The sequence below is a fragment of the Acinetobacter towneri DSM 14962 = CIP 107472 genome, from assembly GCF_000368785.1.
Classification (GTDB): domain Bacteria; phylum Pseudomonadota; class Gammaproteobacteria; order Pseudomonadales; family Moraxellaceae; genus Acinetobacter; species Acinetobacter towneri.
This window is the reverse complement of the sequence record NZ_KB849688.1, coordinates 212119-224905: the sequence shown is the minus strand read 5'-3', so window position 1 is coordinate 224905 and position 12787 is coordinate 212119. Positions and strand designations below refer to the sequence as shown.

The 12787-nt window shown below is 42.3% G+C and carries 13 protein-coding genes; 3 read left to right on the top strand and 10 right to left on the bottom strand.

The features are described from left to right. The first annotated feature begins 76 nt into the window (after positions 1-76). Positions 77-1894, top strand: a complete 1818-nt coding sequence (gene rbtA / locus F947_RS02615) for a rhombotarget A (protein ID WP_004971809.1) — start codon at positions 77-79, stop codon at positions 1892-1894. Positions 1895-1951: 57 nt separating this feature from the next. Continuing rightward, positions 1952-4372 (top strand): CSLREA domain-containing protein, encoded by a 2421-nt coding sequence (locus F947_RS02610; RefSeq protein WP_228619173.1) that lies wholly within the window; start codon positions 1952-1954, stop codon positions 4370-4372. 100 nt (positions 4373-4472) lie between these two features. Here the strand turns inward: F947_RS02610 and F947_RS02605 are convergent, their stop codons facing one another. The 5 genes from F947_RS02605 to F947_RS02585 all read right to left on the bottom strand — a co-directional run bounded on the left by F947_RS02605 (position 4473) and on the right by F947_RS02585 (position 7752). Then, complete coding sequence (locus F947_RS02605) at positions 4473-4874, bottom strand: DUF3106 domain-containing protein (RefSeq protein WP_004971806.1); 402 nt, start codon at positions 4872-4874, stop codon at positions 4473-4475. Continuing rightward, positions 4864-5184 (bottom strand): hypothetical protein, encoded by a 321-nt coding sequence (locus F947_RS02600; RefSeq protein WP_004971804.1) that lies wholly within the window; start codon positions 5182-5184, stop codon positions 4864-4866. The genes F947_RS02605 and F947_RS02600 overlap by 11 nt, the downstream gene beginning before the upstream one ends. Continuing rightward, positions 5181-5795: an RNA polymerase sigma factor gene (locus tag F947_RS02595; RefSeq protein ID WP_004971803.1), complete on the bottom strand. Its 615-nt coding sequence runs from the start codon at positions 5793-5795 to the stop codon at positions 5181-5183. The genes F947_RS02600 and F947_RS02595 overlap by 4 nt, the downstream gene beginning before the upstream one ends. Positions 5796-5950: 155 nt before the next feature. Then, positions 5951-6727, bottom strand: coding sequence for a TrmH family RNA methyltransferase (locus F947_RS02590; protein WP_004971802.1), 777 nt, complete (start codon positions 6725-6727; stop codon positions 5951-5953). 50 nt (positions 6728-6777) lie between these two features. Continuing rightward, the gene (locus F947_RS02585) at positions 6778-7752 is read right to left on the bottom strand and encodes a class 1 fructose-bisphosphatase (RefSeq protein ID WP_004971801.1); all 975 of its coding nucleotides are present in this window, start codon (positions 7750-7752) and stop codon (positions 6778-6780) included. A 177-nt stretch (positions 7753-7929) separates the two neighbouring features. Between F947_RS02585 and F947_RS02580 the strand changes: the two genes are divergently transcribed. Further along, a complete protein-coding gene (locus F947_RS02580; protein WP_004971800.1) occupies positions 7930-8115 on the top strand; it encodes an NF038105 family protein in 186 nt (61 codons plus the stop codon). A 156-nt stretch (positions 8116-8271) separates the two neighbouring features. Here the strand turns inward: F947_RS02580 and pal are convergent, their stop codons facing one another. From pal to tolQ, 5 genes are all read right to left on the bottom strand, one after another. Further along, entirely contained in the window at positions 8272-8841 is a 570-nt protein-coding gene (pal, locus tag F947_RS02575; RefSeq protein ID WP_004971799.1) for a peptidoglycan-associated lipoprotein Pal, read from the bottom strand. A gap of 70 nt (positions 8842-8911) precedes the next feature. Continuing rightward, entirely contained in the window at positions 8912-10195 is a 1284-nt protein-coding gene (gene tolB / locus F947_RS02570) for a Tol-Pal system beta propeller repeat protein TolB (RefSeq protein WP_026438303.1), read from the bottom strand. Positions 10196-10388: 193 nt separating this feature from the next. Beyond that, positions 10389-11618 carry a cell envelope integrity protein TolA gene (tolA, locus tag F947_RS02565; RefSeq protein WP_004971797.1) on the bottom strand — a complete coding sequence of 410 codons (1230 nt, stop codon included), beginning with the start codon at positions 11616-11618 and terminating at the stop codon, positions 10389-10391. 3 nt (positions 11619-11621) lie between these two features. Further along, the gene (tolR, locus tag F947_RS02560) at positions 11622-12071 is read right to left on the bottom strand and encodes a protein TolR (RefSeq protein WP_004971796.1); all 450 of its coding nucleotides are present in this window, start codon (positions 12069-12071) and stop codon (positions 11622-11624) included. Next, positions 12071-12769, bottom strand: a complete 699-nt coding sequence (gene tolQ, locus F947_RS02555; RefSeq protein ID WP_004971794.1) for a protein TolQ — start codon at positions 12767-12769, stop codon at positions 12071-12073. Before tolQ ends, tolR begins: the two co-directional genes overlap by 1 nt. Positions 12770-12787: the final 18 nt, after the last annotated feature.

Here is a 12787-nt window from a genome sequence, read left to right as displayed (position 1 = left end):
GGAAAATAATTCGAAGTTGCAGGGAATTTGCAACTAAAGAAGAAAAAAAACAAAGAAAATTACAAGGAGTACGCTTATGCTCAAGCAGAGCATCGGCATTGGTATGCTGTTTATCGCAGGTCATGCATATAGTAGTAATATCATTGTCACCACCACTGCTGACACCAAAGCAGATGATCAACAATGTTCTTTGCGTGAAGCCATTGAGTATATTAATTTAGGCATGCCTGAAGAAGGCTATTTGGGCTGTGGCGGCAAAAATGCCTCAAGTGTGATTTTATTAGAAAAGAAAGCCGTCTATCAAATTGATACTCAACTTAAAATTACAGAAAACCTTGAAATTAAAACCACCTATGACAGTAGTCTGAATGATAAAACTGCCCCAGGTTTGAATAATGCCACGATTCAGATGCGCGGCAATGAGCGAATTTTCCACATTGAAGATAGCAAGGATCGTTTCTTAAAAGTTTCTTTAAAAGAATTAACTTTACAGGGCTGCGGTGAGGAACGCTGTCGTCAGCAACAAGGTGGTCTGATTTATAATAATGAACATTTAATTTTAGACTATGTGAAACTGAGTCAGGGTGTAGCCAATCAAGGTGGGGCAATTTATAACCTCGCACAAATGACTGACGAGAAGATCCCTGCAGGTTTTATTGAGATCAAAAATAGCTTGCTTGAAGCTAACCAAGCGCAGGAAGGTGGCGTCATTTATACGCAATTCCCTCGCTTTGTGATTACAACTTCAGTATTTAAAGGCAACAAAACCATATCAGTTGCTTCAGCCAATCTCTATTCTGCAGCAAGTTTGGCAGATGAAGAAATCAAAGCCTTTCCTAGTATGGGGAATATGATCGTGAGCAGTACTTTTACTGCAAATGAAGGCTATGTCATGAATGTGCTGGATGATATTGGTGTCAATAACATTAGCTTGATTGGTAACAGCCGTGGTGTGTATCTCAACGCACCTTTGGGTAAAGCCTATATTGCCAATAGTGTGATTTTGGGTAATCCACATCCTGTCAGTGTCAATACTGCAGCAAACTGTGTGCAAGCAGGTTCAGATGCAACAAGATTGCAAAATAATTTAGTCGGCGCAGGCTGTGGAGCAGGCGATAGCAACTATCCAAATACGCTATGGACTGCAAATTCGGTGCTTGCAGGTAATCTGCTTGAAGGTGCATGCCAAACCCTCAGTCAAGATAAAACGGCACTCTTTTGTCCATATCAAGTTCCTGAAAACTCATTCTTGGGCTTTATGCGCCCACGCGTATTGCTCAGTTATAACAGCCTGAAAGATTCTGTGGTGTTGAATCAGGGGCAATTACAACTGGGGGATAATACGGTAGTCGGTTGTGCTGCTTCAGATCAGCGCGGTAAAAACCGTCAGTCAGATATTACCTTATGTGACCGTGGTGCAATAGAGGTGATGGTTCCTGAAACTATGGGGCTTATAGGTCAAGATATTTTGGCGGGTCAAATTGCTAAAATGTCGGTGAGTGATTTGTTGGGTGATAGTGATTTGGTGTCTAAAGAATTTTGTGATCAAGTCTATCCAAACAATCCGACAGGCCAAGCATGGCAAGCAGGTTGTGTGCAAATTGAGCAACTCGATACACGTTCTAAAGGAAAATTGACCGTAGATGAGTTGGGGAATTTGGTATATACCCCAGATTCTGCTTGGCATGGTGCAGATGTCTTTAAAATTAAATTAGTTACCAGCACCACACGCTTTAACAGCACAACACCTTATATGGAAGTGAAAGTCCAAGTTATTCAAGAACATGAAAATCGTATGGAAAGCGATAAAATAAAAGTTTCTGGTGGTGCATGGAGCGCTTACGGATTAATGACTTTATTGGGTTTGTTGGGTTTACGCCGTAGAAAAGCATAAAGGATGAATATGAAAAATAATAAAAAAACACTATTAGGGATAATGGTGCTGTCTGCTATGTCGCTTATGGCAGCAGATAATCGTGTGATTCAGGTCACGACCTTTGAAGATCAAAATGGTGAAGACTTAAGCAAATGTTCATTACGTGAAGCGTTAGTTGCGGCCAAGCAGAATATTGCGTTCGGTGGATGTAGCGCAGGCAATACCAACCGTGGTGCAACCGATATGATTCAGTTGCAGGCTGGGGAATATATCTTAAACTCAGAATTACGCCCGCAATCTATGGTGCGTATTTATGGGGCGACAGCGGTCGACTATAACCAAGTAGATCCAATTACACATCGTTATCCTTCAATTGCACCGTTAAAAACCACTATTAATGCACATGGCAATAGCCGCATTATCAATACTTCAGATACCCAAGCCAGCGTGGCGCTATACGATGTCATTCTAAAAAATGGGAATGCCCATGGTGGTGGTAATGCAAACCCTGCAGATGCAGGCAAGGGTGGTGCATTATTTGTGGCAGGCCCATTAGCTGCGAACAATGTCGAAATTCAAAATTCGCATGCAGAACAAGGTGGTGCAATTTACGTTGTTGCTCATCAAGCGGAGCGTCAAGTCAATTTAGAAAATGCTTATATCCATGCGAACCAAGCCAAAGTAGGTAGTGTGTTGGCAATGGATTGTAGTGCCAACTTGGTCAATACACGCTCTATGGTGAAAATTGACCGCAGCAGTATTGTGAAAAATGGTGCTGCAAATAGTCTTAGTACTTTTGATCTTTGCGGCCAACCAGATCTTGCGTTGACTGCCAGTACGATTGCACAAAACCAAGCTGATACCAGCAAAGGTCATATCTTTAACTTAAGTAATGCAGAAAATCATCCGCTTAGCACTTTGTCACAGGTGTATTTGCAAAGTAATACCATTGTTGAAAATAAAGCATTGAGTACTTTGTTTTATGACAATTATCCACGTATTGTCCTCTCTTTTAATATGTTGGCCTTTAACCAAGGTAAATCTTGTCGTTATGCATTCCCTGCGAGCTTAGAGCAGGCGCGCAACATCAACACAATTCGCAATGCCTTATTCGCAATGGGATCAGCGACAGAGCAAGGCGAGTGTGATTTGCCTGAAACAGCAAATAGTTCTTATGATGGTGCTAAAAATTTGGATTTGACAGGGCTTAGCTTTGATCAAGTATTGCAGCCCTTGCAAGAACCATCTGCTTATAATTTATTCCTGCCGTTGTATTATCCAAAACTTGGTTCAGACCCTGCGAAAGATTTGATTGATGTAAACAGCATGGGGTGTAGTGATTATGAACAACGTGGTTTAGCGCGGGTGAGTAATGCAACTTTAACTTTAAATCCTGATGCAAAAAATACCTGTGAAATTGGCTCTGTAGAAGTGATGCGCTTAAATGCAGCCGATATTCAAAGCTTGCGTAATGTCTCTTATGAAAGTTTATTTGCCAATTATCAGCAACAAATTGACCGTATTCAGTCTGCGATAGATCAAAGTAAAGATGCTGCATCTTCGGTCGTTTCTCAATCGCGTACTGATTTGAAAACGATGCAGGATTTGTTGGCGAATACCAAAGCTAAGCAGCAATATCGTGCCATTTATGTTGATCCATTTGCGATGGCATTAAAGCAAGATGAACCAACTGCAGATGGGAAATTTGTTCAGTTAAGACAGCTTAATTCTGACAACTTTAGCATTAGCACTGAAGTATTGGGGATTGGTGCAATTTCGGGTTCAGGTACCACATTTAGTACCGATAAATTGACCCAAGATCCACTATTCAAATGTGAATGGGATGCACAGTTGCAACGGATTGTCATGTATCGACTGAATGATAAAGTCACAGAAGCAACCGATTCAGCGTATTGTAAATACACCATTACCTCAAAATTGGACAGTAATTTGCATTCTTCGGGCTTACTTGAAGGTAAATTTAGCAATATTGCCCCAATTGCAAAAGATGATCGTGTACGACTTGAATATGGTACAGACCTCAAAGTGAGTTTTAATCCATTGCTGAATGATAGCGATGGTGGGGATGGCATAATCAGTACTTTAGCTGAAAATACCAATAAACCAGCATTCTATAGAGACCATACAGGACAAGAGCTCGCAATTCGCTTTACACATAACCCTTCCCCTTCTAGCGTGGTGCTAACGGCAGATCGTAAAGCACCTTGTCCAGGTGATTATGAACGTGAAACCTGCTATGGAGGCAATATTCAGGTACAAGTGCGTAATAGTTTTAGCCCATTCGATTATGAACTGAGATATACCGTGTTTGATCATGAGCAGGCACTATCAGAAGAAGCGACTATTACTTTGGAGAATACAGCCAAGAACACCAACTATGAAGCCAGTGGTGGCGGTGGGGGAAGCTTAGGTTTCTGGGGTATGTTTGGTTTAATCGGATTGGCGTTCTATCGTCAACGTCCAAGAAAATCGTAATCTACCGACTCTTTATTGCAAAAGCCTCATCTGTTTTACACGATGAGGCTTTTGTTATTGGTGACTTCAAGTACTTTCTATTATCCATGAACAGATAAAATTAGTGACTCATTGCAGGCTGCTGATATTTAAGAATGTATTCCTGACGAATTAAAGGTCGTTGTTCAGGTGTTGCTTGTTGCAAGCGTTGTCCTAATTCACGACGTTCTTGCGTGCTCATTTTTTGCCAAGTTTCACGCATTTTTTGTTTTTCGCTATCAGGCAGTTGAGTAAACCAATCCATCCGCTGCTGTAAAGCTACGCTTTTTTCTGCAGGAATTTCTTTTAAGTTTTGATAGCGCTTAATTAAGGCCAATTGTTCTTCTTCAGAAAGAGTTTCCCAGGTTTCTGAAATTTGCGTATCTGCATCTTTGGAAAAAATCCAAAAACGCTCAAACCCTGCAAAACTGGTTTGTAAAAAACTGAGCGCACAACACGCAATCACAATTCGTTTAGCTGCCATGTGGAACTTTGTCCTCACCCAACACCATTAACATTTCTAAATCTTCCACCATTTGTGGAGAAAGTTTAGGAACAGATACAGCTTGATTCTGCGGCTGTGTGGTCATTTCCATTGAATTTGGCAAGACCACAAAACCTGCAATTGCCGCAGCCAATGCAAAACCTGACATTTTCCAAAGCCCATAGCGCGATGTTTTCTTGTCTTGAATATTGTCCAAGACATGATTCATGACCGCGGCTTTGTCTTGATGGTGGCGAGCCAATCCATCAAGTTTAGATGTCACTTGTTTTAAGAAATCATCTTGTTTCATTCTGATGATCCTCCCAGATACGGATTCATATGTGCCAAACTGTTGCGTAAAGCTTGAATAGCACGGTGATAATGCGTTTTTACACTGCCTTCAGTGCAGTTCATAATTTGTGCGGTGGTTTGCGTATCAAAACCTTCCCAAGCACGTAACATAAAAGCTTGTTGTTGCCGCACAGGAAGCCCCGCAATTGCTGCCTGAATTTCTTCTACAGTCACAGCTTGATCTAAAAACTCTGCAGGATTGAGTGCTTGCTCATCGACAATATCAAGTTGTTCAACATCGTCATCATCTAAACTGATTTTTTTGAACCATGAAAACGGTTGAGCGCGGCGAGCTTCTTTACGACGCCAATCTTGTAATTTGTTATTTAAAATGGTGTAAAACAGGGGATACCATTCCTCTGTGGCTTTGTCAGCATAAGATTTATGCAAGGAAATAAAGGCTTCTTGCACCAAATCCATAGCAATGCCGTGCTGTCCTTGCGTTGCACTTTCCATCATCACTAAGGCACGCCCCGTTACGTCTTGCATGAAATTCTTCAGACGTTGCTCAGCCGTACTCTTAAGAGCACTCAAATTTTCCGAGTGTGACGACTTCGGGTTTAAATCCATAGAGATGGAAAATCCTGTCATTGGATACCCACCATTATTTTTAACATCATATTTTATAACGCTAAAAACAATGGTTTGGTTGACATTGCAAGTTATTATTTTCAGTCTAATCTATTTTTTTTGCAGGGCTAGTCTTTTTAAAATAAATTAACCATTTACAGACGTTGGCGTACCATTTCAAAGAAACAGATTGAGCCTGCAATTGCCACATTCAAAGATTCCTGTCCACCTGGTTGTGGAATACTTACCGCTTCTGCATGCTGTAAGGCATAATCGGACACACCTTGACCTTCATTGCCTAGAATCCAGACGCAAGCCTTACGCAGATTTTTGGAATAGAGACTTTCTGCATGGTGTGAACTGGTCACATATACAGGAATCTGAAATTGTGCTAAGACATCTTCGAGTTCAATATTTTCAAAGGTATGCAAGCTAAAGTGTGCGCCCATGCCTGCACGTAACACCCGTGGCGACCAAAGTGAGGCAGAACCTTTGGTACAAATAATTTGTTCAATACCTGCTGCTGCTGCAGAGCGCAATAAGGTGCCGACATTACCCGGATCTTGCACATTTTCTAAAATCAGTGTGTCTGCTTTAAAGTCTAAAGCTTGGCTTGAACTTGGCACGTCGACAATGGCTAAACAGGCAAGGGAAGTGCCTAAAGTGCTTAAATCTTTATATAAAGATTCGCCAATGACAAAGACCACGCCTGTGTATTTAGCCAAAATACGCTCATAGTCAGGATGGCTTAGTGCATGTTCGGTGGTAAAAATCGAATTGATTTTTTTATTTTCATGTAACCACGCCAGACACAAATGTGTACCTTCAAGTACCGTTTGTCCCTGTTTTTTGCGATAGTTATTTTGTTCAATTAAACCACGTAAGTGTTTAATTTTCGGGTTATCTTTTGATTCTAAAAAAATCGTAGGCATGCGATAAAATCCACAGCAGTCAGCGAATGGCCGACTGCTGTTGTTAAAAATTATTGATGGTAGCTGCTGACCAAATCGACTTCATTTTTTGAGCCAATGATGACAGGCACACGTTGATGTAGGTCTGTGGGTTGGATGTCTAAAATACGCACACGACCTGTGGTTGCCGCACCGCCTGCTTGTTCCATGAGCATACTCATTGGATTGGCTTCATACATTAAACGTAAACGACCTGCTTTTTTCGGGTCTTTTAAGTCGTATGGATACATGAAAACCCCGCTACGGCAAAGGATACGGTGAATATCGCCCACCATACATGCAACCCAACGCATGTTAAAGTCTTTTTCGCGTGGCCCAGTTTTACCAGCCAAAAGTTCATCAATATAGCGTTTTACAGGTGCTTCCCAATGGCGTTGGTTTGAAGCGTTGATCGCGTATTCTTTTGTATCGGCAGCAACTTGAATGTTGTCTGCAGTCACCAAAAACTCTTGGCTTTCTGGGTCAAAGGTAAAGAATACCACGCCTGCACCAACAGTGAGCGCCATCATGGTAGATGGGCCATACAGGACATAACCTGCAGCAACTTGTTGTGTACCTGCTTGCATAAAGTCTGCAGCTTGGGTCACGGCATTTTTTGCAGGTAAAATTGAGAAAATGGTACCCACACACATATTGATGTCGATGTTGCTTGAACCATCCAGTGGGTCAAATAACACTAAATATTGACCATTTTCCTGAGCAGGAGTGAATTCGTCTAATTCTTCCGACGCCAAACCACCCACATTAGGATGTTTTTGTAACGCTTCAATTAAATAATCATTTGAAATAACATCTAATTTCTTTTGTTCTTCGCCTTGTACGTTTTCATTTTGGGCACTGCCTAATACGCCCGCCAATGCACCTTTTTGTAATGTTTGGTCAATTGTTTTGCAAGTATTGGCTATAGTTTCAATCACTTGAGCAAGTTCGGGTGTTAAATTTCCAGTTTGTTGTTGTAGAAATTGGGAAAGGGTGCGGTATGACATGACTGGAAAACTCCGAATGACTGCAAAAATGAGGATAACAATATGTTGCAATAGTTTAGATGAGAACGCGTTAAAAGAAAAATTAAACTCGACTATTTGCTGTGATTTTACCCTTGCAAGTCCTGCAGAAAGTGCTATGTTGATGTGAAGGATTTAATTTGAGATAGGAGCACAGATATGACAACGTTAAAGTTTGATGCGACTCCAACGCCAAGCGAAGGGATTAGTTTAGACGATATTTCTGAGGACAAGATGAAAGCCGCTTGGAAAGATTACGAGTCTAAACCTGAATATAAAAAGTTTAACAAGCATGATTTGATTGAATCTATGCAAACTGCAAAAGCTGATGCCGAGTCGGAATAACTGAAGCAAAGCTGTATTTCTGCACTTATCTGTTAGTTTTTAAAATATTCGTTCGCCCAGTTTTTTATGTCATAAAAAAGCGCCCTTGTAATAAAGAGCGCTTTTTTCGTATTGGGGAAACACGTTCTAAACGAGTTTTTCCCAAACAGCAAATTATTATTTCAATAATGGTGGAACAGCTTCGTAGTTAATTTCTACGCGACGGTTTTCTTTCCATGCATTTTCATCATGTCCAGGGTTGACTGGCATTTCTTTACCATAGCTCACTGCTTCAAGCTGACCTGCGTTAACGCCGCTGGTGATTAAGAAGCTCTCAACCGCTTTGGCACGACGCTCGCCTAAAGCCATGTTGTATTCGCGTGTACCGCGTTCATCGGTATGACCTGTAAGCGCTACTTTAGAGTTGGCATTCGCCATTAGAAACTGTGCATGTGCTTGTAGGGTCTGGTAATCATCATTAGATAATTCGCTGCTGTCGTAGTCAAAATGCACCACGCGCTTTGCCAAGAAAGCTTTGTTGGCTTCGGTTACACCTTTGGCAGATGCACCTGCAAGGTTTTGTGCATTTAAAGCTGCATCTTCACTCAAACCTTGGGTGTTGACTGTAGTTGCACCACTTGGTGTTTGACCTGCTTGTGAGTCAGTCGTTGGTTTGCGGTTTGCACAACCTGTCATCACTAAAGCCGATGCCAAAACAGGGAGTACCAATAATTTAACTGCGTTCATCCTCATCTCCATGAAGCTTGATTTTTGGTTTTAAAACAGAACTGAAAAGTGTTTACCTTGCGGATACTCATTATTTTGGCGCCCACGCAGGTTCACGCACTTCACCTTGTTCACTTGGTAAGTTCATGCGGAAGCGACCGTCTAAAGACATAATTGACAATAAGCCACGTGCGCCTTCGCGCGTTGCATACACCACCATTTGCCCATTTGGTGAGAAGCTTGGCGACTCATCCAAACTGGTTGGGGTTAAAATATTGGTGATATTGGTGTTGATGTCTTGAATTGCGACTTTGTAATTACTGCCACTTGGGCGATGCACCAATGCCAGTTTACGACCATCGGCACTGAGCGTACCACGTGCGTTAAATGCACCGCGGAAGGTTAGGCGTTTGCTGCTGCCTGTGGCAAAGTCATAACGATAAATTTGTGCGGAACCACCACGATCTGAAGTGTAAATAAATGATTTACCATCTGGTGCATAACGTGCTTCGGTATCAATCGCACTGTCATTGGTCATGCGTCGCAGTTCACGGGTGCTTAAATTCATTTGATAAATTTCTGGATTGCCATGCATGGATGCGGTAAACAACATGCTTTGACCATCTGGTGAGAAGCTTGGAGCACCATTTAAACCACGGAAACTGGCTAATTTTTCACGCTGACCTGTCGCCAAATCTTGCACATAAATAGCAGGGCGTTTGGTTTCAAACGACACATAGGCAATTTTTTTGGCATCTGGTGTCCACGCAGGCGATAAAATAGGATCACGCGAAGTCAAAATGGTTTTAGGCTGTTCACCATCAGTATCGGCAATTTGCAGGGTATAGCGTTGTTCAGGTGTTGCAGGGTTGCGCAGTACATAAGCAATGCGTCCGCTAAAGTCACCTTTAATGCCCGTGAGTGCTTCATAAATGGCATCACTGATCATGTGTGCAGCAGAACGTACGCGTGACGCAGGCACGCTTAATAATTCATTCAATAAGTATTGCTGTTTTTGCACATCATAAAGTTGGTAATGAACTTCATAACCGCCTTCTGCAGTGGCTTTGACATTTCCCGTCACCACATAAGGTACACCTGCGGCTTGCCATGCAGCTGCATTTGGATTGTTCATGCTTGCAGTTGCAGCAAGGTTTTTAGATGAACTGGTGAATTTGCCTGAACGGTTTAAATCGTTTTCTACAATAGGATAAATACTTTGATCATTGCCAAACGGCACAATCGCAATTTTAGGTGCTTCTTCTGGTGCTTTGGCAATTTCTAAATGCAGTTGTGCAAAAGATTGTGTGCTTAAAACTGGGCTAAGCGCAGTTAAAATAGCAAGACAAAGTAGGTGTTTACGCGTTGTTTCCATCATTCGCTATTTTCTCAAATCAACATAACTTTTTTGGATGTAATTGTGGTACATAATGGCATGCTTTGGTAGGAATGAAAGCATGAATTTATAATAAAACTGTTATAACACTGTGAAAATTTAAATTTATTTATACTCGTAAATATTTTGAGAAGGAGTTAGCCAAATAGATGTTATTCGGCTAACTGGTAACTTATTGCGCTGTAAAGGTAGAGGTGAAGCTACGTGCTTCGCGTCGTGCATCTGGGTCTGATGGCATCGGATAAGGTGCTGCAGCACGAACAGCAGCCTCTACACTTGCTTTCATATCAGGGTCGCTAGAGTTAACCACGACAGACTGAACTGCGCCACTGTCACTTAAAGTCACACGAGCAGTTGCACGTTGACCTGAAGAACCTGCTGGGGTATCCCATGCTCGTCTAATTTTATTTTCAAAATCACGTTTAGCGGTGGATGCAATGCGTCTTACTTCGGCCTTTTTCTGAGCGGCTTCTTCTGCAGCTTTTTTGGCAGCTGAAGCTTTGGCTTCAGCGTCGGCACGCGCCTTCGCTTCGGCATCAGCTTTGGCTTTTGCATCTGCGTCAGCTTTACGTTTTGCATCAGCATCTGCCTTGGCTTTTGCATCTGCAGCAGCTTTACGTTTTGCGTCGGCATCAGCTTTGGCTTTTGCATCTGCTGCAGCTTTACGTTTTGCATCGGCATCTGCTTTGGTTTTTGCATCTGCGTCAGCTTTACGTTTTGCATCAGCTTTGGCTTTTGCATCTGCGTCAGCTTTACGTTTTGCCTCAGCATCTGCCTTGGCTTTTGCATCTGCTTCAGCTTTGCGTTTTGCTGCTGCATTGGCTTCGAGTTGACGTCTTTCTGCCGCTTCTGCTTTTTTCAGGGCTTCGGCTTCTTTACGACGTACAGCATCTGCTTCAGCACGTGCTTTGGCATCGGCTTGAGCTTTTGCTTTGGCGTCAGCTTCTCGTTGAACACGTTCTTCGGCGCGTGCTTGTTGAGCTTTTAAGCGTTCAGCTTCTAGTTTTTGTCGCTCTGCAATTTGTTTGGCTTCAGCAGCTTGTCGTTCTGCACGTGCTTGAGCCTCTGCTGCTTGTGCAGTTTTTTGTGTATCAACTTGAGGAGCGGGTGGCGTAGGAGCCGCTGCAGGTGTTGGAATGACAGGGGCAGGTTCAAGAGCAGGCTCGGCTGTTTGAGTAATTTGCTCTGCTACATTTTCATGTGTGGTTTCAGCAGATTTAGTTTCTAATAAGGGTTTTAAATCTTCTGGTTTTATTAATACCGTTTTAATGGGTTTAGGCGGCTCAGGTGCTTTACTCATGCCCAAATAAAGCAAGCCAACCACTGCGATAAGGTGGACACCTACGGTGAACCCAATCGCGATGGCTTTTTGTTGAAAAGGTGGCTTTTTAAAATCTTTCATAAATTACTTTAAAGGCTCGGTCAGCAATCCAACTTGGGTTAAACCCGCATCTTGTAAGTCAGACATTAACGCAATCACATCACCATAAGGGCGTGTATTATGACCGCGAATAACAACCTGAAACTCTTTGTTTTCAGCTTTGGCTTGAATTTGAGCATCGGTCAAAATTTGTTTCAGTTGGGCTAATTCCAAAGGTTCGGCTTTGTGTTCTTTGAATTCTAAAAAATATTGCCCATCTTTATTTAAAGTCACCAAAGCAGGGGCATCTTTCGATTCAATTGGATTACCATTGGCTTGAGGTAAATCGACTTGAATCCCACTGGTAATCATCGGTGCAGTAACCATAAAAATCACCAATAACACCAACATGACATCAATATAGGGCACTACATTCATGTCACTTTTGAGTGGTTTCTTAATGCGCTCGAAGCGTCCTGAGCGTTGAATGGCCATTAGTCGTGATCCTTAGTATTGCCTAAAGATTGACGTTGTAATAAAGCCACCATTTCTTCGGCAAATAAAGCACGATCAGAATAAATCGCTTCGCCTTTGGCGGTGTAATGGTTAAAGGCAAGTACCGCAGGAATGGCGGCAAATAAACCAATGGCTGTGGCAATGAGGGCTTCGGCAATCCCTGGTGCGACTGTTGCCAATGTGACTTGATCGACATCTGCCAGTCCAATAAAGGCATTCATAATGCCCCAGACGGTACCAAATAAACCAACGTATGGCGCAACCGAACCAATGCTGGCTAATGCACCTAAGCCTTGTTCAAGTTGAGTTTGGTCGCGGCTTAAACCGACACGTAAAATACGTTCTGTGCCTTCAATGGTTTGTGTTGCAGGCGCTTGGCGCTTTTTGAGTTTTAAAAACTCACCTAAGCCTTGATAGAAAATATCTTCCAAACCGACACGTTTTGAATTGAGCTGTGCGTTGTTGTAAAGCGTATTTAATTCTGCACCAGACCAGAAGATTTTTTGGAAATGCTGATCATCTGCCTGTGCTTTTTTATAGCTCATGTGTAACTTGGCAATCAGATACCAACTGTATAATGATGCTAAAAGCAGCGAGAGCATTACCAGCTGAACAACAGGACTTGCTTGTAAAATAAGATCTGATACTTGAAGAGATGATTCGAGTTGTGTTGCCATAGTTACTACATGTGCCAA